We start from the raw sequence: 22,497 nt of genomic DNA, 5'->3' as shown, positions 1-22,497 counted from the left end.
GGCTGGTCACCAACCTGCTCAACCCCAAGGTCGGCGTCTTCTACCTGGCGACCATCCCGCAGTTCTCCGCCACGGGCGTCCCCCCGCTCGCCATGGGCCTGCTGCTCGCCTCGGTGCACTGCCTCATCGGGGCGGTGTGGCTCGGCGCGCTCGTGCTCGGCAGCTCCGCCCTGGGCGCGCGGCTCACCACCACGGCGTTCGCCCCGCTGGGTCGACCGCGTCACCGGCGGCGTGCTCGTGCTGTTCGGCGCCCGCGTGGCCCTCTCCGCCCGCGCCCTCTGACCGCCCCTCCGCCCGCCCCTCCGCCCGCCCCTCCGCCCGCCCCTCCGCCCGCCCCTCCGCCCGCCCCTCCGCCCGGCCGTCCCGCGACGATCACGCACCTGAGCGCCACAACGACGCCGTCGTGGCGCTCAGCTGCGTGATCGTGGCGAGGTGGTGGCGCTGAGGTGCGTGATCGTCGTGGGGGAGGGGGACACCGGGCGTTCACCTGCGCCGGGCAGGGTCACCCGGTGACCAGCGGCACCACCCCCAGCTCGACCCCGGGCGGAGTCCCGCCCGCCGGGGGGCTCCGCCGCGACCTGGGCCTGCGCGACGCCGTCGTCATCGGCCTGGGGGCGATGCTCGGCGCGGGGGTGTTCGGCGCCGTCGGTCCCGCCGCCGCGGCCGCCGGCAGCTGGCTGCTCGCCGCGCTCGCGCTCGCGGCGCTGGTCGCCACCTGCAACGCGGCGTCGACGGCGCGGCTGGCCGGCGTCCACCCCCTCGCCGGCGGCGCGTACGCCTACGGGCGCCGCGAGCTGGGGGAGTGGTGGGGCTTCGCGGCCGGGTGGGCCTTCGTGGTCGGCAAGACGGCCAGCTGCGCCGCGATCGCCCTCGTCGCCGGCGCCGCGGTCCTGCCGGAGCACCCCGGGGTGCCCGCAGCCCTCGCCGTGGGGGTCTTCACCGCCCTGACCTGCGCCGGGGTGCAGCGCACCGCGAGGGTGACGGCGGTGCTGGTCGTCGTCACCCTCGCGGTCCTCGCGGTGGCCCTCGTCGCGGCGGCGGGCGGGGGGCTCGACCCCGGCACGCTCGTCCCGAGCGGCAGCGCCTCTCCGGCGGGCGTGCTGCAGGCCGCTGGTCTGCTGTTCTTCGCCTTCGCCGGGTACGCGCGGATCGCCACGCTGGGCGAGGAGGTCAGCCACCCGCAGCGCACGATCGGCCGCGCCGTCGCCATCGCCCTCACCACCGTGCTCGTCGTGTACGCGCTGGTCGTCGTGGTGGTGCTGGGTGTCCTCGGGACGACGGCGACGGCCGCGAGCTCCCTGCCGCTGCGCGACGCCGTGGCGGCCGGACCCGCACCGCAGCTGGCTGCGCTCGTCACCGCCGGCGCCGCGGTCGCCGCCCTCGGCTCGCTGCTCACCGTCATGACCGGCGTCGGACGGACGGCGCTCGCGATGGCCCGCGACCGCGAGCTGCCGGCGCCCCTGGCCGCGGTCGGCCCGCGCAGCGCCTCGCCGGTGGTGGCCCAGCTGGTGGTGGGCGCGGTCGTCGTCGTCCTCGTGCTGACCACCGACCTGCGGGGAGCCATCGCCGCGAGCTCCACCGGGGTGCTCGTCTACTACGCCGTCGCCAACCTCGCGGCGTGGGCCCGCGCGAGCCGCGACCCTCAGCGCCGGCGCTGGGAGCGCCCGGTGGCCGGGCTCGGGCTCCTCGGGTGCGCGGTGCTCGTGGCGGCCCTGCCGCCCACCGCCGTGGCCGCCGGGCTGGCGGTCCTGGCGGCGGGCCTGGTGGGGCGGTGGGTCAGCGCTCGGCGGCCGGCGCGGCGCCGGCCCCGCCGGGCTCCAGGTCGAGGCTGATCGAGTTGATGCAGTAGCGCTGGTCGGTCGGGGTGGGGAAGCCCTCGCCCTCGAAGACGTGCCCGAGGTGGGAGCCGCAGGAGGCGCAGCGCACCTCGGTGCGGACCATGCCCATCGACCGGTCGCTGATAAGCTCCACGGCGTCGTTCTCCGACGGCGCGTAGAACGAGGGCCAGCCGCAGTTCGAGTGGAACTTGGTGGTCGAGCGGAACAGCTCGGCGCTGCACGCCTTGCAGCGGTACACGCCCTCGGTCTCGGTGTCGGTGTACTCACCGACCCACGCGCGCTCGGTGCCGGCCTCGCGCAGCACGCGGTACTCAGCGGGGGAGAGCTGCTGGCGCCACTCGGTGTCGGACTTCGCGACGGGGTACTGGCCGGTCTTCTGCGCGTTCGTCGTCATGCCTCTCCCAACAACCGTCGCGTGCGATCAGTTCCCTCAGGACGCCGTGCGCGGACCGCTCAGCCCACCCGTCCGGTGCCCGCGTAGGTGTGGAGCACGGGCAGCCCCAGGACCTCCCGGGCGCGGCTCGCCCAGTCCCTGTCGAAGGTCTCCTCCAGCGCGTGCGGACGCGTCACCACGACCACCTCGCGGGCCCCGTGCTGGGCCGCTGCGGCCTCCAGCGCGGGCACGGGGTCGTCGTCGGTGACCAGGCCCTCGGCGTCGCGCCCCAGGGCGCGCAGGGCGGCCAGCGTGCTCTCGAGCACCTCGGCGGCCTCCGCACGGGCCTCCTGGCCGTCGCGGCGGCTGCCCTCGCGCAGCGCGTCGAGCGCCTCGCGCCAGTGGGCCAGGCTCAGCCTGTCGACCACCTCGACCAGCACGTTGCGGCGCGTGTCCGCCGGCACGAGCACCCGGTAGACCAGCTCCTCGCCCTCGTGCAGGGCGAGGATGCGCTCGGCGTCCTGCGCCTCCACGGGCTGCTCGGTGAGCAGGACGACGACGTCGCGGGCGGCGCCGCCACCCGCGGCCGGGGCCTGCGGGGTGCTGCTGGTCGTGCTGCTGGTCGTGTTGCTGGTCTCCGTGCCGATCTCCACGGGCGCGACGCTATCCGCCCGTCAGCACGTCCGCGAGGTCGTAGTCGGCGGGCACGTCGAGCTGGTCGAAGCGGCACGACGCCGGCTCGCGGTCGGGCCGCCAGCGGGCCAGCTGCACGGTGTGGCGGAACCTGTCGCCCTCGAGCTGGTCGTACCTGACCTCGGCCACCAGGTCGGGCTGCAGGGGCACCCAGCTGGCGTCCTTGTCGGCGGCCGCGAAGCGGTTCTTCTCACCGGCCTGGCGGCGGGGCGCGCCGTCGTCGTCGCGCAGCACCAGCGGCTGCAGCGCCTCCTCGATCTCCAGGCGCGCGGCGTCGGTGAACGCCGAGGCGCCGCCGACCTGGCGGAGCTGGCCCTCGTCGTCGTGCAGGCCCAGGAGCAGCGAGCCCACGCCGCGGCCCGACTTGTGCACGCGGTAGCCCACCACCACGACGTCGGCCGTGCGCGCGTGCTTGACCTTGAGCATCACGCGCTTGCCCGGCTGGTAGACCGCGGCGAGCGGCTTGGCGACGACGCCGTCCAGCCCCGCCCCCTCGAACGTCTGGAGCCACTCCTGGGCGAGCGCCGGGTCGGTGGTGGTCCGGGTGAGGTGGACGGGCGCGGTGGCGGCGCCCAGCGCCTGCTCGAGCGCCTCGCGGCGCTCCGAGAAGGGACGGCTGGTGAGGTCGTCGTCATCGAGCGCGAGCAGGTCGAACGCCACGAACGAGGCGGGGGTGGTCTCGCTGAGGGTCCTGATGCGGCTCGCCGCGGGGTGGATGCGCTGGGCGAGGGCCTCCCAGTCGAGGCGCTCGGCCCCCGGCTCGCCGCGGCGCACCACGACCTCGCCGTCGACCACGCAGCGGTCCGGCAGCTGGGCGCGCAGCTGCTCGACCAGCTCGGGGAAGTAGCGGGTCAGCAGCTTGGACCCGCGGCTGCCCAGCTCGACCTCGTCGCCGTCCTTGAAGACCACGGCGCGGAAGCCGTCCCACTTCGGCTCGTACAGGAGCCCGCCGTCCACCGAGCCGGGGACGGGGACGGTGGTGACGTCGTTGACGGACTTCGCGAGCATCGGCGCCAGGGGCGGCATCACGGGCAGCTGCACGCCTCCCAGGGTGCCCCCGACGCGCCCCCACCTCCTCGTGATCATGGGCGTCTGCCACCCGCGTGGCGCAGCCGCGCCCCTCCGGAGCGCAGCCGAGCGCCCGGTCGCGGTTCCGGAGGGGGCGGGAACCGCGACCGGGCGCTCGGCTGCGAAGGGGGGTGGGTCAGTCGACGCGGTGCAGCAGCGTCAGCGACCTGTCGCGCACCAGGATCTGCTGGCCCGGCGCCAGGCCGCGCTTCTTCACGTGCTGCTCCGGGTCGGTCGAGAGCACGAGCTTCCAGCCCGGCAGGCCCTCGGCCTCGGCGTCGCGGCCGTTGTCGGTGCGCGTCGGAACGGTGAACTCCACCGTCCCGGCCGAGGCGTTCACCATGAGCATGAACTCCTCGGTGTCGTTCGCCCCGTCGGAGCGCGGACCGGTGAGGTGGACCGTCAGCGCCTTGTTGGCGCCGTCGGCCCAGTCGCCGTCGCCCATCTCGGGGCCGTCGGCGCGGCGCATCTCCACGTCGACGTCACCGAAGTGCCGGGGCCGCAGCGCCGGGTGCTCGCGGCGCAGGGCGGTGAGCTCCTTGGTGAACTCGACGAGGTCGGAGTCGACGGCCGACCAGTCGAACCAGGAGATCTCGCTGTCCTGGCAGTAGGCGTTGTTGTTGCCGCCCTGCGTGCGACCCATCTCGTCGCCGCCGAGGAGCATCGGCACGCCGTGCGACAGCAGCAGCGTGGCCAGGAAGTTGCGGCGCTGGCGCTCGCGCAGCTCGTTGACGCCGGCGTCGTCGGTCGGCCCCTCGGCGCCGCAGCCCCAGCTCTTGTTGTCGCTCTCGCCGTCGGCACCGCCCTCGCCGTTGGCGTCGTTGTGCTTCTCGTCGTAGCTGGTGAGGTCGTGCAGCGTGAAGCCGTCGTGCGCGGTGATGAAGTTGACCGAGCACAGCGGGTCGCGGCCGGTGGTGCCGCCCTCGGTGTAGACGTCGCCGGAGCCGGTGAGGCGGTGGGCGACGGCGCCGAGCACGCCGTCCTCGCCGCGCCAGAAGTCGCGGACGTCGTCGCGGTACTTGCCGTTCCACTCGCTCCAGCGGGCCGGGAAGCCGCCCACCTGGTAGCCCTGCGTGTCCCACGGCTCGGCGATCATCTTGACCGGCGCGAGCACCGGGTCCTGGTTCACCAGCGTCAGGAACGCGCTGTGGGCGCTCATGTCGCCGTCCTGGCGGGTCAGGGTGGTCGCCAGGTCGAAGCGGAACCCGTCGACGTGCATCTCCTGCACCCAGTAGCGCAGCGAGTCCATGACCAGCCCGAGCGCCACCGGGTGCGACGCGTTGAGGCTGTTGCCGGTGCCCGAGGTGTCGAAGTAGTGGCCCTCGTCACCCTCCACCAGCCGGTAGAAGGAGCTGTTGTCGATGCCCTTGAGGCTGAACGTCGGGCCCTGGTCGTTGCCCTCGGCGGTGTGGTTGTAGACGACGTCGAGCACCACCTCGAGGCCCGCGGCGTGCAGGTCCTTCACCATCTGCTTGAACTCGGCCACCTGGCCGCCGCCGTCGCCGGCCGCGGCGTACTCGCCGTGCGGGGCCAGGAACCCGATGGAGTTGTAGCCCCAGTAGTTGCGCAGGCCCTTCTCCTCGAGGTGGGAGTCCTGCACGAACTGGTGCACCGGCAGCAGCTCGACGGTGGTGACGCCGAGGTCCTTGAGGTAGCCGGTGATGGCCGGGTGCGCGAGGCCGGCGTACGTCCCGCGCAGCTCCTCGGGCACGTCGGGGTGCGTGTGCGTCAGGCCCTTGACGTGCGTCTCGTAGATGACGGCGCTGTGCAGGGGGGTCCGGGGCGGGGTGTCGTCGCCCCAGTCGAAGGACTCGTCGACCACCACGCAGCGCGGCATCGACGCGGCCGAGTCGGCCTCGTTGAGCTTCGCGCCGTCGTCCCAGTGGTGCCCGAAGACCTCCTCGCCCGCGCCGAAGGAGCCCTCGACGGCCTTGGCCCACGGGTCGAGCAGCAGCTTGTTCGCGTTGTGCCGCAGACCGCGGGCCGGGTCCCAGGTGCCGCCCACGCGGAAGCCGTAGCGCTGCCCGGGGCCGACACCCGGCAGGAAGCCGTGGTGCACGTGGCCGGAGCGCTCCGGCAGCTCGACGCGGGTCTCGCGGCCGCCGTCGTCGAACAGGCACAGCTCGACGCAGTCGCCCGTCTCGGTCGGGACGGCCACGTTGATGCCGCCGTCGCGCACGTGCACGCCCAGGGGGTACGGCAGGCCGGGCTCGATGCGGGAGGCGAGCGGCCGGGCCTGGGAGCGGCGGCGGCGGGCCGGGCCGCGGGAGGCGGCCTTCTTCGGCGAGGACGAGGAGGACGACGACGAGGACGTCGTGGTGGCGCTCCTGGAGGAGCGCGAGGTGCGGGAAGGGCTCACAGGCCACGATCGTGGGGGTCAGCACGATCACGCGCGACCCGAGCGTCTCCCCACCGGCCGACGAGCACCCGCCCAGCCCCCGCCCAGCAGCCGGCCGGCGACCGGTGAGCGGCCTGCGCCGCCGGTCGTCGGGCCGCTCCCAGCGGGCGCTGGCAGGATCAGCCGCATGCCGGCACGCGCTCGGGCCCACCACCCCGCTCCCGCCGGCGGGGTCGCCCTCGGGGCCGGGCGCGGGGCGCGCGCCGGGCTGGTGGGCCTCCTCGGCGTCGCGGGGGTGGCCCACTTCACCACCCCGGCGCCCTTCGCCCGCATCGTTCCGCGGGTGCTCGGGCGGCCCGAGCCGTGGGTCGCGGCCTCCGGCGTCGCCGAGCTCGCCTGCGCCGCCGGCCTCCTGGCGCCGCGCATCCGGCGCGCCGCGGCGCTCGCGGCGGCGGGGCTCTTCGTGGCGGTCTACCCGGCCAACCTCGTGATGGCGGCGCAGGCGCTCCGCAGCGAGCGGGCACCCGGGTGGTACCGGGCCGTGGCGCTCGCCCGGCTGCCCCTGCAGGTGCCGCTGGTCCTGTGGGCCCTCCGCGCGGCCGGAGCCGCCGGAGCCGCTGGACCCGCCCGCGGAGCCTCCAGGTGAGCACCCCCAGCGCCGACGACGTCGCCGCGGCCGCCCTGCGCGCCGCGGCGGTGACCCGCGCCGTGGCCCGCAGCGCCGTGGTCGGGACGGCGGTCGGCCTGGCGGCCTCGGCCGCGGCGTCGGCCCTCGCCACGCACTTCGCCCGCCGCGTCGTCACCCCCGAGCGGGTGCGCCCCGACGACGTCCACGTGCTCGCCGTCGAGGACGGCCGCGTGGTCCTCGCCGCCGACGACCTGTCCACCGCACCCGGCCGCTACGGCCTGTGGACCGACGGCGGCACCACCCACTCCCGCCTCGGCGACGTGGTCGGCGTGGAGGTGCCCGTCCGCCGCGGGGGCCGGCGCGCCGTCGTCCGCGAGCTGCTCGGCACCGACGCCGGCGTCCTGCGCCCCGGACCCGGCCGACTCTCGGGCTGGTTCCACGCCGGCGACCCGGGCCGCGCCCTGGGGCTGCCCTTCGACGACGTCGTGGTGACCTCCCCGGTCGGCGAGCTGCCGGCCTGGCTGGTGCACCCCGCGCCCGGCGACGACGCCGGCGAGCCGCCGGGGGAGCGCCCCGGCGAGCAGGGCCGGGTCTGGGCGGTGCTCGTGCACGGCCGCGGCGGCACCCGCGAGGAGTGCCTGCGGGCGCTGCCGCTGCTGCACCGCCTCGGCGTCCCGGCGCTGGTCCCGAGCTACCGCAACGACCCCGACGCCCCGGGCGGCCCCTCGGGCCGCTACGGCCTGGGCGACACCGAGTGGGCCGACGTCGAGGCCGCGGTCCTCCACGCCCTCGACGCCGGCGCGCGGGACGTCGTGCTGCTGGGCTGGTCGATGGGCGGGGCGATCGTGCTGTCGCACCTGTCGCGGTCGTGGACCGCCGACCGGGTGCGCGCCGTCGTCCTCGACGGGCCCGTCCTCGACTGGCGCACCGTGCTCGACCACCAGGCGCGCCTGCACCGGGTGCCGCGGCCGCTGGGGCGGGCGGGCACCGCGCTCATGGGGTCACCGCTGGCGCGCGCCGCGCTCGGCGTCGAGGCGCCGCTCGACCTCGACAGGCTCGACTGGGTCACCCGCGCCGAGGAGCTGCGCGTGCCGCTGCTGCTCCTGCACGGGGAGGCCGACGCGGTGGTGCCGGTCGGCCCGAGCCGCCGCCTGGCCGACTCCCGGCCCGACCTGGTGACCCTGCTGGAGTTCCCCGGCGCCGGGCACTGCCGCGAGTGGAACACCGACCCCGACCGCTGGGAGCGGGAGGTCGCGAGGTTCCTGCTCGAGCACCTCTGAGGTCTCGCCGACGGGCTCGGGCAGCCGTCAGCGGCGGCGGTTCTGCCACAGCTGGACGAGGCCGTAGACGGCCACGGCGGCGAACAGCGCCAGCAGCGGGACCTTGAGCCAGAGCGACATCGGGATGCCCCACAGGTTGTAGGCGAAGTACCCGCCCAGCAGGGCGAAGCCGACGCCGACCAGGTTGCGCTTCGGCTGGTGCGGGCGCTGCTCGGCGGGGGGAGTGGGGGTGCTCGACACCCCGGCAGTCTCACAGGCGGCGCGCTCCGGCCGCAGGCCGCCGGGCGGGAGCCGTCCACCAGGTGACGCACGGGTGTCCGCTCCGTGGACGCGAGACGGCTCCGGCTGCGCCAGAATGAGGGCCATGGCCCTCGACACCACGTCCAGCGCTGAGTCCGCAGCGGCGCTGGCCACCCCGGTGCAGGTGCCCAGCGCCCGCTACCGCCAGCGGGTGCTCCTGCTCGCGGCGGGCACCGCGGCGGTGACCGGCGGGCTCGCCGTCATCGGGGCGCTGGTGCTGGGCGTCCCCCTGCGCGACCCCGACGGCTTCCTCGGCCCGGGCTGGGTGCGCATGCCCGCCATCGTCGGGTTCTGCCTCCTGGTCGACGTGCTGCCCCGCGCCGCGTGGCGCCTGCGGGCGCACCCGGAGCTGCGCTCGCCGCGCGGCCTGGCGCTGTCGGTGCGCGACGTGGCCGCGGCCCGGTGGCCGTGGCGCCGGCTGGTGCCGGTGCTCGTGGCGGTGGCCAGCTTCTACATCACGTACGTGGGCTACCGGAACCTCAAGAACTTCCTGCCGTTCGTGCACCACGGCTCCGACGACCTCGCCCTCGTGGCGAGCGACCGGCTCCTGGCGCTGGGCAACAACCCCGCCGAGCTGCTGCACACCGTGCTCGGCACCGGCGTCGCCGCGCAGGTGCTGTCGTCCGTGTACATGGGCTACCTGATCTTCGTGCCCGTCTCGGTGGCGGTGGCGCTGATCTTCTCCCGGCAGCTCTCGCACGGCCTCTGGTACGTGACCGCCCTGTGCCTGAACTGGGCGCTCGGGGCCGCCAGCTACTACCTCATCCCGGCGTCGGGCCCGTTCTACGCGCTCCCCTGGGACTTCTCCGACCTCACCCGCACCGAGGTGACGGGCCTGCAGGCGGCGCTGGTGCGCAACCGCTCCATCGTCATGGCCGACCCCGACGTCACGGGCACGGTCTCGGGCATCGCGGCGTTCGCCTCGCTGCACGTCTCGGTCGTCTTCACGGCCGCGCTGATCGTGCAGCTGGTCCGGATGCCGGCGCTGGTGCGCCGCGGCATGTGGCTGTTCTTCGCCCTCACGGTGACGGCCACGATCTACTTCGGCTGGCACTACATCGTCGACGACATCGCCGGCATGGCGATCGGCGGCATCGCGGTGTGGGCGGGCGCCTGGGCCACGGGCAACCTGCGCGACCCGGCGGGCCAGCGCGCGCACGACGACGTCGAGCAGGGCTCCAACGCCGACGACGTGCAGGCCCGGCGCCAGGGCGCGGCCGCGCGCTGAGGCCGCGCAGCCACCAGACGGCGGAGAGCCGGTGCCACCCGACGAGGGGGCACCGGCTCTTGCTGTCAGGCGTCAGGCGTCAGGCGGTGCGCTCGCGCACCTGCCGCTTGATGCGGCCCAGCATCCCGGCCATGCCGCGCAGCCGCAGCGGGCTGACGGCCCGGGCGAGGCCGAGGCGGTCGCTGATGTCGTCGGGGACGGCGAGGAGCTCAGCGGCAGGGAGACCGTCCAGGCCCTCGCGCAGGATCCCCGCGAACCCCCGGGTGGTGGGGGCCTCGCGCGGCGCCGTCGCGAAGACGCGGACGGCGCGGCCCGGGTCCGAGGAGGCGTCGGCGACCTCGGTGACCACGAAGACCGGCGACTGGCACTCGGGCACGGGCTCGAGCAGCTCGGGGTGCTCCGCGTAGCGCTCCGGCAGCTCGGGCAGCTCGCGGCTGAACTCCAGCAGCAGCTGGAGCCGGTCGGGCTCGGTCAGCGCGGCGAAGTCGTCGACGATCCCGGCCAGGGCCGGGGGCAGGTCGTCGGTGCGGCTCATCAGCAGTCGGTTAGCAGCCGTCAGCGGGGCGGGGTGCCCGGCTCCTCGCCGGTGGCGATCGGCACGCGCACGGCGTTGCCCCACTCGGTCCAGGAGCCGTCGTAGTTCTTCACGTCCTCGAAGCCGAGCAGGTGCTTCAGCACGAACCAGGTGTGGCTGGAGCGCTCGCCGATGCGGCAGTACGCGATGGTCGGCGCGCCGGCGCTCAGGCCCTTCTCCTCGGCGTAGACCGCCTCGAGCTCGGCGCGGGGCTTGAAGCGGCCGTCCTCGGCCACGGCGCGGGCCCACGGCACCGACTGCGCCGCGGGGATGTGGCCGCCGCGCAGGGCGCCCTCGTCGGGGTAGGCGGGCATCGACACGCGGGCGCCGGTGTACTCGTCGGGGGAGCGGACGTCGACCAGCTGGGGGGCGTCGGTGCGCAGGAAGGCGAGCACGTCGTCCTTGTAGGCGCGGATGGGGGCGTCGTCGCGCTCGACCACCGGGTAGCCGCTGGCGGGCGCTGCCGGCTGCGGCGCGGGGTCGGTGGTGTACTCGCGGCCCTCGGCCTCCCAGGCGGTGCGGCCGCCGTCGAGGAGGCGCACGTCCTCGTGGCCGAAGAGGGTGAACACCCACAGCGCGTAGGCGGCCCACCAGTTGTTCTTGTCGCCGTAGATGACCACGGTGTCGTCGCGGGAGATGCCCTTGGCGTCCATGAGGGCGGCGAAGCCGGCGCCGTCGACGTAGTCGCGGGTGACCGGGTCGTTCAGGTCGGTGTGCCAGTCGACCTTCACCGCGCCGGGGATGTGCCCGGTCTCGTAGAGCAGCACGTCCTCGTCGCTCTCGACGACGACGAGCCCCGCGTCACCGAGGTGCTCCGCCAGCCACTGCGTGCTGACGAGGCGCTCGGGGTGGGCGTACTCGGCGGAGCGGGGCGAGGTGTCGTGCGCGACGGCCATGCCGCGACATTAGGTCAGACCGGCGTGCCCCAACCACCCAGGGCAGCCTCACCAGGCGGGATGCCCTCTGCTCAGTAGGCTCGGCCGGTGCCCGACGCCCCCGCCGCCTCGCTCGTCGAGCGCGACCCGCGCCCCAGCCCGCAGCGCCTCCTGGACGACCTCGTCCCCCCGCCGCACTTCACGGCCGCGCGCTTCGAGACCTACCGCCCCGACCCCTCGCAGCCGACCCAGGCCGAGGCCGTCGAGGCGCTGCGCGACCGCGCCGGCCGGTGGAGCGGCGCCAAGAGCAGCTCCAAGGGCGGCGCCAAGGGGGGCGGGGGCGCGCTCGCCAAGCTCTTCGGCCGCTCGGGCGGCTCCGGCGGAGGCGGTGGCAAGGAGGGCATCTACCTCGACGGCGGCTTCGGCGTCGGCAAGACCCACCTGCTGACCTCGCTCTTCCACGCCGTCGACGGCCCCGCCTCGCCGGCCGCGTACGGCACCTTCGTGGAGTACACGAACCTCGCGGGGGCCCTCGGGTTCCGCCAGGCCGTCGAGGCGCTCAGCGCCAAGCGGCTGGTCTGCATCGACGAGTTCGAGCTCGACGACCCGGGCGACACCGTGCTCATGAGCCGCCTGCTGCGCGAGCTCTCCGACGCCGGGACGGCGCTGGCGGCCACCTCCAACACCCTCCCGGACGCCCTCGGCGAGGGGCGCTTCGCCGCGGAGGACTTCCTCCGCGAGATCCAGGCGGTCGCCTCGCGGTTCGACGTCTTCCGCGTCGACGGCGAGGACTACCGCCACCGCGGCCTGCCCACCCCGCCCGCGCCCGCCACCGACGAGCAGGTGCGCGAGCGCGCGCAGGCGGCGCAGGAGCGCGGCGAGGGGGCCGTGCTCGACGCGTTCGACGCCCTGGCGGGGCACCTCGCCACCGTGCACCCGAGCCGCTACGGGGCCCTGCTCGACGGCGTGACGTCGGTGCACTGGACCGGGATGCGGCCCATCTCCGACCAGAGCGTGGCGCTGCGCCTGGTGGTGCTCGGCGACCGCATGTACGACCGCGACCTGCCGCTGGTGGCCTCCGGCGCCCCGCTCGACCAGCTCTTCCCGGAGGAGCTGATGCGCGGCGGCTACCGCAAGAAGTACGCCCGCGCCGTCTCGCGCCTGACGGCCCTGGCCCGCGAGGGCGCCACCGCCTGAGCCGGCGGTGGCCAGCACCCATGATCGCCGTGATCATGGGCGCTGGCCACCTGTCGGGCCCCGGGGTCAGGCGAGGCGGACGACGGCGGACGCGCGGGCGGGCAGGCGGACGCCGGAGTCGCTGACCCCGGTGCTCTCCGGGTCCCACGCCAGCACCACGGCGGCGGCGCCGGCGCCGTCGAGCGGCACCTCCTGAGCGGTCTCGGCGAGGTTCGCCACCAGCGCCAGCGAGCCGCGGCGCACCACCAGCCACGGGTCACCGCCCTCCAGGGAGGCGTCACCGCTCGTCGTGGCGCGCACGGCGCGCAGGTCGTCACCGGCGAGGTCGGGCTCGGAGCGGCGCAGCGCCACGAGGTCGCGCGTCCACGCCAGGTGGCGCGCCCCGCGCCCGCCCTCCGGCTCGGACCAGTCGAGGCGCGAGCGCTCGAACGTCGAGAGCTCCTGCGGGTCGGGCACCTCGACGTCCCCCTCCCAGCCGTGGGAGGCGAACTCCTCGGCGCGGCCCTTGCTCACCAGGGTGCCGAGCTCGGCGTCGTGGTCGGTGAAGAACATCCACGGCGTGGTGGCCCCCCACTCCTCGCCCATGAAGACCATCGGGGTGAAGGCGCTCGTGAGGACGACGGCCTGCGCGGTGGCCAGCGCGGCGTCGTCCAGCGACGCGGAGAGGCGGTCACCGGTGGCGCGGTTGCCGGTCTGGTCGTGCGTGGTGGTGTACGCCACGAAGGCGTGGCCGCCGAAGCGCGCGGTGTCGACGGGCGCGCCCCACGTCTTTCCGCGGAAGGGGCTGTAGGTGCCCGCGTGGTGGAAGACCCGCTCCAGCACGCCCCCGAGCACCTCGAGGCTGGCGAAGTCCTTGTAGTAGCCGCCGCGCTCGCCGGTCATCACCGAGCGCAGGGCGTGGTGCACGTCGTCGGCCCACTGGGCCTGCATCCCGCGGGGGGCGAGGTCGGTGGCCGAGGCCTCCCCGAGCGGGGTGACCATGCCGGTGTCGTTGAGGTCGCTCTCGGCGATGAGCGTCAGCGGGCGGCCCACCTCGGCTGACAGGAGCGCCGTCTCGTGGGCCAGCTGGGCGAGCACGTGCTCGTCGGAGGTGTCCACGAGGGCGTGGACGGCGTCGAGGCGCAGCGCGTCGACGTGGAAGTCGCGGAACCAGCGCAGCGCGTTGTCGACGACGAACCGCCGCACCCCCTCGGACCCGGGCTGGTCGAGGTTGACGGCCGCGCCCCACGGGGTGTGGTGCTCCTCGGTGAAGTAGGGCCCGAACTCGCCCAGGTAGTTCCCCGCCGGGCCCAGGTGGTTGTACACGCAGTCGAGGGCGACGCCGAGGCCGGCCTGGTGCGCCGCGTCGACGAAGCGCTGCAGCGCCTCCGGGCCGCCGTACGCGTCGTGCACGGCGTAGAGGTCGACGCCGTCGTAGCCCCAGCCGCGCCGGCCCGGGAACGCCGCCACCGGCAGCAGCTCGACCACGTCGACGCCGAGCCCCACCAGGTGCGGCAGCTTGTCGACGGCGGCGTCGAGGGTGCCCTCCGGCGTGAAGGTCCCGACGTGCATCTCGTAGACGACCGCTCCGCGGGCGTCGCGGCCCTCCCAGGCGCCGTCGCCCCAGGTGTGGGCCTCCGGGTCGAAGACGCGGGAGGGCCCGTGGACGTCGTGCGGCTGGTGGGCGCTGCGGGGGTCGGGCCGGGGGTCGGAGCCGTCGACGCGGTAGGCGTAGTCGGTGCCGGGCCCGGCCTCGGCCACCTCCAGGGCCCACCAGCCGGGGGCCGGGTCGTCGACCCGCTCCAGGGACCGGGTGGTCACCCCGGAGGGGAGGTGGACGTCGATCTCGACGCGGTCAGCAGAGGGCGCCCAGACGGCGAAGCGGTGCACGGCTGACACCCTCTCCGTGATCATGGGCGTCCGCCACCCGTGACGCGGGGCACGGGACGCGGGGCAGGGCGCAGGGCGCCGCCCCTCAGGCGGGGGCGGGCGCGGCGGCGCTGGCGACCGGGGCCGCGGCGTCGCGCGGGAACAGCCGGCGCAGCAGGTCGGTGAGGGTGACGACGCCGACGGCCCCGCCCCCCTCGCCGGTGACCACGACGAGGTGGTTGCGCGTCTCGCGCATCGTCGTGAGGGCCTCGTGGACCGGCGTCGTCGCCGCCAGCGACAGCACCGGGCGGGCGAGGTCGGCCACGGGCCGCTCGACCGGCTCCGCGAGCACGTCGCGGACGTGCACCACGCCGGACGGCGCGGCCGGGTCGCCCACGAGGATCCGCAGGTGCCCGCTGCGCTGCGCGGCGCGCCGCACGTCGGCGACGGCGGCGCCGGCCGGGACCGCGGCGGGGCGCCCGGGGCGCACCACCTCGGCGAGCTGGAGGCGCTGCATGTCGAGGGCGCCCGAGAGCTGGGCGGAGTAGGCGGCGTCGAGGGCGCCCGTGCTCGCGGAGTGCTCGACCAGCTGGCGCAGGTCGGCGGGGGAGCGCCCGGAGGCGACCTGGTCGGCCGGCTCGACGCCGACCCGGCGCAGGCACCAGTTGGCCGTCTCGTTCATGGCGCGCAGCAGCGGGCGGGTGAGCAGCATGAACAGCTGCATCGGGCGGGCCAGGAGCACCGCCGACTCCTCGGGGTGCGCGATCGCCCACGACTTCGGGGCCATCTCGCCGACCACGAGGTGCAGGAAGGTGACGACGACCAGCGCCAGCACGAAGCCCGACACGTCGGCCGCCCAGCCGGGCAGGCCCCAGTCGGTGAACAGCGGGGTCAGCGCGTAGTGGACGGCGGGCTTGGTGACCGCACCGAGCCCGAGGGTGCAGGCGGTGATGCCGAGCTGGCTGCCGGCGAGCAGCACCGTCAGCTCGGAGGAGTTGCGCAGCGCCACCTGGGCGCCGCGGCTGTGCTGGGCCATGTCCTCGAGCCGGTGCCGGCGCGCGGCCAGCAGGGCGAACTCGACGGCCACGAAGAAGGCGCTCAGGCCGATCAGCGCGACCGTCGCCACGGCCACCACGGGACCGCTCACAGCGACGCCACCTCCTCGCGCTCGGTCGTCTCGTCCTGCTCCGCCACCTGGCTCACCCGCACGCTGGACGGCACGTGCCGCTGCACCGCCAGCACCTCGAAGCGCAGCGCCGGGGGAGCGGGCTCGTCGTCGGGGCGGGCCGGGTCGTCCGGCGGCTCGACCTCCACCGCGTCCCCGACGGCCGGCAGCGCCCCGTGCTGGGCGATGACGAACCCGGCGACCGTCTCGTAGTCGCCCCGGGGCAGGTCGCGGCCCACGGCGCGCTCCAGCTCGTCGAGGTGCGCCTCGCCCGGGACGGTCCAGGGCCCGTCCTCGCCGGAGGTCGTGACCACGGGCTCGGCCGCGGCGTCGTCGTGCTCGTCGGCGATCTCGCCGACGAGCTCCTCGGCGAGGTCCTCCGCGGTGAGCACGCCGGCCATGCCGCCGTGCTCGTCGAGGACGACCGCCATGTGCTCCCCGGCCGCGGCGAGGGCGTCGACCACGTCGGGCAGCTCCATCGTCGTCGGCACGAGCACCGCGCGGCGCGCGTGGTCGCGGACCGGGTCGCCCAGCTGCTCGGCGCCGACGCCCAGCAGGTCGGTCAGGTGGACGACGCCGACCACGGCCTCGTCAGCGCCCGTGCCGCTCACGACGGGGTAGCGGGAGTGGCCGGTGGCCATGCGCTCCAGCACCTCGGCGACGGGCGCGTCGGCCTGCAGCGTGTCGACGCGGGTGCGCGGCACCATGGCGTGGTCGGCGTCGCGCTGCGGGAAGTCGAGGACGCGGTCGAGCAGCACCGACAGCTCCTCCGGGAGGTCACCGCTGCGGCGCGAGTCGGCCACGATGTGCTCCAGGTCGCGGGCCGTGGCCGAGTGCTCGACGTCGTGCACCGGCTCGATGCGCAGGGCCTTCAGCAGCAGGTTCGACGAGGCGTCGAAGATGCGGATCAGCCAGCCGAACGCCGACAGGTACAGGCGGGTGGAGCGGGCCAGCCACAGGGCCACCGGCTCGGGCCGCGCGATGGCGAGGTTCTTGGGGAACAGCTCGCCGAGCACCATCTGCAGGCCCGTGGCCAGCAGCAGCGCGGCCGCGGTGCCGATGCCCACGCCCACCGCCTGCGGCACGGACACGCCGCCTAGGGCGGTGCCCACGGCCTGGCCGATGAGCGGCTCGGCCACGTAGCCCACGAGGAGGCCCGTGACGGTGATGCCGAGCTGGGCGCCCGACAGCATGAACGAGGTCTGCCTCGTGACGCCGAGCGCGCGGTCAGCGGTCGCGTCGCCGTCGGCCGCCCGCGCCTTGAGGCGCGAGCGGTCGACGGTCATGTACGCGAACTCCTGCGCCACGAAGTACGCGGTGCCGGCGGTGATGACCAGGACGACGACGATCCCGAGGAGCAGCTGCAGCACCCACATGAGGTCTCCCACGGTACCGGTCGGTCAAGGGACGGTCACCGGGAGGTCAAGAGATGGTCAAGTGATCACCGGTGGACTCCGAGGATGCCAGCCGGCGGGCGGGCCCGCAGGTCAGACGCGACCCGTCCAGCTGAGCGTGCGCGGGTCGGCCCCGTCGACGTAGAGCACGCCGCTGAGGTGGTCGATCTCGTGCTGCATGATCCGGGCCGCCCAGCCCGAGTGGACCTCGTCGAAGGCGCGCCCCGCCTCGTCCTGGCCGGTCACCCGGACGCTGTGGTGGCGCGCCCGCTCGGCCTCGTAGCCGACCACCGACAGGCAGCCCTCCTCGAACACCACGAGGTCCTCCGCGCCGTCCACGAGCACCGGCTCGTAGACCGGGTTGACGATCACCCGGAAGGGGCAGGTCCGTGCGCTCGCGAGGGTCGTCCTCGTCGTCGCCGGAGTCCTCCACGACGGCCAGGGCGAGGCCGAGGCCCACCTGGGGGGCCGCGAGCCCCACGCCCGGCGCCGCGTGCATGGAGGTCTTCATGGCCTCCACGAGGTCGGCCATGAGCTCCGGGGAGAGCTCACCGTCGTAGGGCTGCGCCACCTCGCGCAGGACGGGGTGGCCCGCCTGCACGATGGGCAGCGGCTGGGTGCCGCGGAGCAGCTTGCCGACCGCCTTGCGGAGGTCCTTGCTGCTCATGGGGCGCGGATGCCGTCGACGACGCTGGTGGGACTGGACTGCTGGGCCATGCTCACGGCGCAGCATCCTCCCCCAGGTCCCTCACGAGCAGCGCGACGGGCACCGTCTGGAGCAGCGAGGCCAGCGGCACGGAGCCGCCCGGGGTGCGCGCACCGGTGATGACGTCGCGCCACCCGCCGGCGCTGCCGTCGGGACGCACCACCTCCGGGAGCACCACGGAGTGCTGGCCCCAGCCGCCCAGGCGCTCCAGCGACGCGGCCAGCCGGGTGGCCACGACGACCACCTGCGGCGCCCCGCCGTCGACGGCGGCGCTGCCGCGGCCGAACGCCACGGCGTTGCCGGTCGAGGTGGCCACGGCCGCGTAGGTGGCCGGGGCCTCGGTGGTGCCGGTGAACCACTCCGGGTGCTCGCGCCGCAGGCGCAGCGCCCGGGAGGTGACGAGCAGCTTCTCATCGGAGAGGTCCTGCGGGCGGGCGCCGGCGTCGAGGCGCGCCAGGCGGGTGCGCCGCTCGGCGTAGTCGACGGGGCGCCGGTTGTCGGGGTCGACCAGCGACAGCGAGACGACCTCGGTGCCCTGGTAGACGTCGGGCACGCCCGGCATCGTCAGCTGCACGAGCTTCTGGCCCAGGACGCCCACGCGCACCGGCCCCGCGATCCGCTCGCTGAACGCCTCGACGGCGGCCAGCACGGCCTCGTCGCCCAGCACGCCGACGGCGAAGGCGCGCACGGCGTCCTCGTAGGCCTCGTCGGGGTTCGTCCACGTCGTGTGCCGCTTGGCCTCGCGGATCGCCTTCTCGAGGTACGCGAGGAGGCGCTCGCCGCTGATCGGGCCGCCCGGACGCCCGTCGCGGACGCCGGAGCCCCAGGTGCCCAGCAGCGTCTGCCAGATGAGGTGCTCGGTCTGGCCGTCGAGCTCCTGGCGGCGGTGCGGGGCGGCCAGCCGGCGCCAGGAGCGCAGCGCCTCGGCGAACTCCAGCGGCAGCTCGGACAGCACGGCCAGGCGGGCCCGCACGTCCTCGTCGCGCTTGGTGTCGTGCGTGGTGAGCGTCGTCATGGCCAGCGGCCAGTCGCGCACCTGCTGGGCGGCGAAGGCGTGGAACTCCTCCGGGGCCACGCCGACGCGGTCGGGGTCGCCACCGACCTCGTTCAGCCCGGCCAGGCGGAACCAGCGGTAGAAGGCGGTGTCCTCGACGCCCTTGGCCATCACCGGTCCGCAGGTCTGCTGGAACCTGATGATCAGCTCGGCGCGGTCGCTGTCGGCGATCCGGCCGGCGCTGCCGGCCTCCCGGCCCAGCAGCAGGTCGACGACGACGGCGAGGGTGTCCCAGCGCTCCTCGGGCAGGTGCGCCCTGGCGTGCGCCGCTGCCTCGTCCATGACGCGGACGGCCTCGGCGGGCGCGGGCTCGCCCGGCACCACGTAGGCGCGGTACCGGGGGAAGGCGACGAGCAGCTCGACCACGCAGTCGCGCAGGGCGCGCTCGTGTGGTCGCGCAGGCGCACGTCGACGGCGACCATCTGCACCAGCAGCTGCACCAGGCGGTGCACCTCGGCGTACAGGCCGCCCTCGACCATCTCGCGCTTGGCCTGCTCGACGACGGCGGGGAAGCCCTCGGACGAGCCGGTGACCTCTGCCATCAGCGCCGACAGGGGGCTCGCCCCGGCCGGGTCGACGAACAGCCCGCCGACGCGGAGCAGGGCGTCGTAGCCGGTGGTCCCGGCGACGGGCCAGTCGTCGGGGAGGTCCTCGGCGCCCTCGAGGATCTTCTCCACGACGACCCACGCGCCGCCGGAGCGCTCGGCCAGGCGGCGCACGTAGCCGCGGGGGTCGGCGAGGCCGTCGGGGTGGTCGATGCGCAGGCCGTCGAGCTTCCCCTCCTCGATCAGGCCGAGGAGCAGCTCGTGCGTGGCGTCGAAGACCTCGGGGTCCTCCACGCGGATCGCGGCGAGGGTGTCGACGTCGAAGAAGCGCCGGTAGTTCAGCTCCTCGTCGGCCACGCGCCAGTGCGCCAGGCGGTACCACTGCCGGTCCACCAGCTCGGCCAGCGGCAGGCTCTCGGTGCCGGGCCGGACCGGGAAGACGTGGTCGTAGTAGCGCAGCAGGGGCTCGCTGCCGCTCGTGTCGAGCTCCAGCTCGCCCGAGCCGAGCACCTGGCCGATGCGCGAGCCCAGCACGGGCATGAGGACGGCGTGGCCCGAGGCCCACCAGTCGACGTCGAACCACCGGGCGAAGGGCGAGTCGGGCCCGTCGCGCAGGACCGACCACAGCGCGCTGTTCAGCCGCGCCGGGGTGGGCACCGCCATGTGGTTGGGCACCACGTCGGCGACCGCGCCCAGCGAGCGCTCGTGGAGCCTGTCGACGAGGACGTCGAAGGCCTGGCGCCCCCCCGCCTCGGAGTTGAGCCGGGAGTGGTCGACGACGTCGTAGCCGTGCGCGGACCCGGGCGTCGGCTCCAGCAGCGGCGACAGGTAGGCGTGCGAGGCCCCGAGGGCGTCGAGGTGGTCGACGACGGCGCTCGCGTCGTCGTAGGTGAACTCCGGGCGCACCTGCAGGCGGTACGTCGACACCGGCACCGGCCGGCCGGGGGCGGGGCGGTGCTGCTCCGCAGAGCCCGCCTGCTGGCCGGCCTGCTGGCTGGCCTGCTGGCTGGCCTGCTGGCTGCCGGCGGAGCTCTGGGTCTGGTGCTGGGCGGTCACAGGAGGGCCTCCACGGAGGGACGGGTCACGACGAGCATGCTGCGGCCGGGCAGGACGACCTCGGCCCCGGCGGCGTGCACCTGCGGCGCCAGGACGGCGCGCGTGGTGCCGCGGCCGGCCACCTCCACCTCGACGGTCTGCTCCTCGGCGGTGCTGATGACCACCGTCCACTCCCGCCCGTACTCCTGCGGGGGCAGCGTGAACGCGACGTCCTCGTGGGAGGCGTTGAACATGATGTAGAAGCTGTCGTCGACGATCTGCTCGCCGCGGGGGTCGGGCTCGGGGATCGCCCAGCCGTTGAGGAAGACCCCCAGGGAGCGGGCGTAGCCCGTCGACCAGTCGCTGTGGGTCATGTGGTGCCCGGCGGGGGTGAACCAGGCGATGTCGCCCAGGGAGCTCTCGCCGCCGTGCGCGGCGTCACCGGCGAAGAAGCGCCGCCGGCGGAACACCGGGTGGTCCATCTTCAGCGCGATGAGCCGCTGGGTGAAGTCGAGCAGGGAGCGCTGCTCGTCGGTGAGGTTCCAGTCGACCCAGGCGATGCGGCTGTCCTGGCAGTAGGTGTTGTTGTTGCCCTTCTGCGTCCGGCCGAGCTCGTCGCCGTGGAGGATCATCGGCACGCCCTGGCTGAGCAGCAGCGTGGCGAGCATGTTGCGCTGCTGGCGCGCGCGCAGGGCGTTGACGTCCTTGTCCTTGGTCTCGCCCTCGACGCCGCAGTTCCAGGAGCGGTTGTGGCTCTCGCCGTCGCGCCCGCCCTCGCCGTTGGCCTCGTTGTGCTTCTCGTTGTACGAGACGAGGTCGCGCATGGTGAAGCCGTCGTGCGCCGTCACGAAGTTGATGGACGCGATGGGCTTGCGGCCGTTGTGCTCGTACAGGTCGGAGGAGCCGGAGATGCGGCTGGCGAACTCCGCCAGCGCGCTGGGCTCGCCGCGCCAGAAGTCGCGGACGGTGTCGCGGTACTTGCCGTTCCACTCCGTCCACAGCGGGGGGAACCCGCCGACCTGGTAGCCGCCGTCGCCGACGTCCCAGGGCTCGGCGATGAGCTTGACCTGCGAGACCACCGGGTCCTGCTGGATCAGGTCGAAGAACGCCGACAGCCTGTCGACCTCGTGGAACTGGCGCGCCAGGGTGCTCGCGAGGTCGAAGCGGAAGCCGTCGACGTGCATGTCGTTCACCCAGTACCGCAGCGAGTCCATGATCAGCTGCAGCACGTGGGGGTGCCGCATGAGCAGGCTGTTCCCGGTGCCGGTGGTGTCGTAGTAGTGCGCCTTGTCGGAGTCGACCAGGCGGTAGTACGCCGCGTTGTCGATGCCGCGGAAGCACAGCGTCGGGCCCATCTGGTTGCCCTCGGCGGTGTGGTTGTAGACGACGTCGAGGATGACCTCGATGCCGGCCTGGTGCAGCGTGCGCACCATCGACTTGAACTCCATGACCTGCTGGCCGCGGGTGCCGGTCGAGGAGTAGGCGTTGTGGGGCGCGAAGAAGCCGATGGTGTTGTAGCCCCAGTAGTTGGACATCCCCTTCTCCTGGAGGTGGGTGTCCTGCACGAACTGGTGCACCGGCATCAGCTCGATCGCCGTGACGCCGAGGTCGGTGAGGTGCTCGACCATCGCCGGGTGCCCGATGCCCGCGTAGGTGCCGCGCACCTCCTCCGGGAGGCCCGGGTGCGTCATCGTCAGGCCCTTGACGTGCGCCTCGTAGATGACCGTCTCGTGGTAGTCGCGCCGCGGCGGGCGGTCGGTGCCCCAGTCGAAGTAGGGGTTCACGACGACGCTCAGCATCGTGTGGAGCGCGCTGTCCGCGGTGTTGCGCCGCGAGGGGTCCTTGAAGGAGTAGCTGAAGAGCGACTCGTGCCCGTCGACCTGGCCGTCGATGGCCTTCGCGTACGGGTCGAGCAGCAGCTTGCTCGGGTTGCACCGGTGCCCGGCGGACGGGTCGTACGGGCCGTGCACCCGGAACCCGTACCGCTGGCCGGGCTGCACCCGCGGCAGGTAGGCGTGCCACACGAAGCCGTCGACCTCGGGCATGTCGATGCGGGACTCGCGGCCCTGCTCGTCGACGAGGCACAGCTCGACCCTGCTGGCCACCTCGGAGAAGAGCGCGAAGTTGGTGCCCGCTCCGTCGAACGTGGCCCCCAGGGGGTAGGGGCGTCCTGGCCAGACCTGCATGGCGTCCTCTCGAGCAGTCCCCGCGGTGTCGAGGAGCACGGTCATCCTGGCCGAGCCGCGGGTGGCGCGCCTCGCGAGACCTCCCGGTGCCCTCCGCGGGGGAGGGCGGTGACCGCCGGGCGACCGCGCGGTGACGGCCCGCCCACCAGTGGGAGGCCGGTCGGGGGCCACC

The 22,497-nt window shown here is 74.8% G+C and carries 19 protein-coding genes and 1 pseudogene; 6 read left to right on the top strand and 14 right to left on the bottom strand.

What is annotated here, in order from left to right:
* The first annotated feature begins 136 nt into the window (after positions 1-136).
* Together F1641_RS19395 and F1641_RS19390 are read left to right on the top strand one after the other, a co-directional pair.
* Positions 137-445, top strand: a complete 309-nt coding sequence (locus F1641_RS19395; RefSeq protein WP_194908286.1) for a PT domain-containing protein — start codon at positions 137-139, stop codon at positions 443-445.
* Positions 446-509: 64 nt separating this feature from the next.
* The gene (locus tag F1641_RS19390) at positions 510-1,832 is read left to right on the top strand and encodes an APC family permease (RefSeq protein ID WP_309225739.1); all 1,323 of its coding nucleotides are present in this window, start codon (positions 510-512) and stop codon (positions 1,830-1,832) included.
* Here F1641_RS19390 and msrB read toward each other — a convergent pair.
* From msrB to glgX (F1641_RS19370), 4 genes are all read right to left on the bottom strand, one after another.
* A complete protein-coding gene (msrB, locus tag F1641_RS19385; protein WP_194908285.1) occupies positions 1,777-2,232 on the bottom strand; it encodes a peptide-methionine (R)-S-oxide reductase MsrB in 456 nt (151 codons plus the stop codon). The two genes, F1641_RS19390 and msrB, sit on opposite strands and share 56 nt — an antisense overlap.
* 59 nt (positions 2,233-2,291) lie before the next feature.
* Complete coding sequence (locus F1641_RS19380; protein ID WP_206691549.1) at positions 2,292-2,864, bottom strand: hypothetical protein; 573 nt, start codon at positions 2,862-2,864, stop codon at positions 2,292-2,294.
* A gap of 10 nt (positions 2,865-2,874) precedes the next feature.
* Complete coding sequence (locus F1641_RS19375; RefSeq protein WP_194908296.1) at positions 2,875-3,930, bottom strand: ATP-dependent DNA ligase; 1,056 nt, start codon at positions 3,928-3,930, stop codon at positions 2,875-2,877.
* A gap of 178 nt (positions 3,931-4,108) precedes the next feature.
* Complete coding sequence (glgX, locus tag F1641_RS19370) at positions 4,109-6,187, bottom strand: glycogen debranching protein GlgX (RefSeq protein WP_194908294.1); 2,079 nt, start codon at positions 6,185-6,187, stop codon at positions 4,109-4,111.
* A 310-nt stretch (positions 6,188-6,497) separates the two neighbouring features.
* Between glgX (F1641_RS19370) and F1641_RS19365 the strand changes: the two genes are divergently transcribed.
* Positions 6,498-6,956, top strand: a complete 459-nt coding sequence (locus F1641_RS19365; RefSeq protein WP_194908284.1) for a DoxX family protein — start codon at positions 6,498-6,500, stop codon at positions 6,954-6,956.
* Positions 6,953-8,218: a S9 family peptidase gene (locus F1641_RS19360; protein WP_194908283.1), complete on the top strand. Its 1,266-nt coding sequence runs from the start codon at positions 6,953-6,955 to the stop codon at positions 8,216-8,218. Before F1641_RS19365 ends, F1641_RS19360 begins: the two co-directional genes overlap by 4 nt.
* A gap of 27 nt (positions 8,219-8,245) precedes the next feature.
* Here the strand turns inward: F1641_RS19360 and F1641_RS19355 are convergent, their stop codons facing one another.
* A complete protein-coding gene (locus tag F1641_RS19355; protein ID WP_194908281.1) occupies positions 8,246-8,458 on the bottom strand; it encodes a hypothetical protein in 213 nt (70 codons plus the stop codon).
* 124 nt (positions 8,459-8,582) lie between these two features.
* Between F1641_RS19355 and F1641_RS19350 the strand changes: the two genes are divergently transcribed.
* The gene (locus F1641_RS19350; RefSeq protein WP_194908279.1) at positions 8,583-9,746 is read left to right on the top strand and encodes a phosphatase PAP2 family protein; all 1,164 of its coding nucleotides are present in this window, start codon (positions 8,583-8,585) and stop codon (positions 9,744-9,746) included.
* 79 nt (positions 9,747-9,825) lie between these two features.
* On the opposite strand, the gene F1641_RS19345 is transcribed toward F1641_RS19350, so the two are convergent.
* Both F1641_RS19345 and F1641_RS19340 read right to left on the bottom strand, forming a co-directional pair.
* On the bottom strand, positions 9,826-10,281 hold the full coding sequence (locus F1641_RS19345; protein WP_194908277.1) for a SufE family protein: 456 nt from the start codon (positions 10,279-10,281) through the stop codon (positions 9,826-9,828).
* A gap of 20 nt (positions 10,282-10,301) precedes the next feature.
* Entirely contained in the window at positions 10,302-11,216 is a 915-nt protein-coding gene (locus tag F1641_RS19340) for a sulfurtransferase (protein ID WP_194908275.1), read from the bottom strand.
* Between the two features lie 87 nt (positions 11,217-11,303).
* On the opposite strand from F1641_RS19340, the gene zapE reads away from it, so the two are divergent.
* Positions 11,304-12,392: a cell division protein ZapE gene (gene zapE, locus F1641_RS19335; RefSeq protein WP_194908273.1), complete on the top strand. Its 1,089-nt coding sequence runs from the start codon at positions 11,304-11,306 to the stop codon at positions 12,390-12,392.
* Between the two features lie 66 nt (positions 12,393-12,458).
* Here zapE and treZ read toward each other — a convergent pair whose 3' ends face one another.
* From treZ to glgX (F1641_RS19305), 7 genes and pseudogenes are all read right to left on the bottom strand, one after another.
* Positions 12,459-14,285, bottom strand: a complete 1,827-nt coding sequence (gene treZ / locus F1641_RS19330) for a malto-oligosyltrehalose trehalohydrolase (protein ID WP_194908271.1) — start codon at positions 14,283-14,285, stop codon at positions 12,459-12,461.
* 61 nt (positions 14,286-14,346) lie between these two features.
* Positions 14,347-15,387, bottom strand: a complete 1,041-nt coding sequence (locus tag F1641_RS19325; RefSeq protein ID WP_194908268.1) for a CNNM domain-containing protein — start codon at positions 15,385-15,387, stop codon at positions 14,347-14,349.
* Positions 15,384-16,781, bottom strand: a complete 1,398-nt coding sequence (locus F1641_RS19320) for a hemolysin family protein (RefSeq protein WP_194908292.1) — start codon at positions 16,779-16,781, stop codon at positions 15,384-15,386. Before F1641_RS19320 ends, F1641_RS19325 begins: the two co-directional genes overlap by 4 nt.
* Before the next feature lie 111 nt (positions 16,782-16,892).
* The gene (locus tag F1641_RS22350; RefSeq protein ID WP_309225734.1) at positions 16,893-17,171 is read right to left on the bottom strand and encodes a peptide deformylase; all 279 of its coding nucleotides are present in this window, start codon (positions 17,169-17,171) and stop codon (positions 16,893-16,895) included.
* A 94-nt stretch (positions 17,172-17,265) separates the two neighbouring features.
* Positions 17,266-17,466 (bottom strand): annotated as a pseudogene (locus tag F1641_RS24095) (peptide deformylase); the annotation flags it as partial.
* A 1,236-nt stretch (positions 17,467-18,702) separates the two neighbouring features.
* On the bottom strand, positions 18,703-20,160 hold the full coding sequence (locus tag F1641_RS23595; protein WP_219729621.1) for an alpha-amylase family glycosyl hydrolase: 1,458 nt from the start codon (positions 20,158-20,160) through the stop codon (positions 18,703-18,705).
* Positions 20,157-22,325 (bottom strand): glycogen debranching protein GlgX, encoded by a 2,169-nt coding sequence (glgX, locus tag F1641_RS19305; protein WP_194908291.1) that lies wholly within the window; start codon positions 22,323-22,325, stop codon positions 20,157-20,159. The genes F1641_RS23595 and glgX (F1641_RS19305) overlap by 4 nt, the downstream gene beginning before the upstream one ends.
* Positions 22,326-22,497 lie beyond the last annotated feature (172 nt).

Source organism: Quadrisphaera sp. INWT6, from assembly GCF_015390235.1.
Taxonomy (GTDB): Bacteria; Actinomycetota; Actinomycetes; order Actinomycetales; family Quadrisphaeraceae; genus Quadrisphaera.
This window is presented reverse-complemented; position numbering and strand designations above follow the sequence as displayed.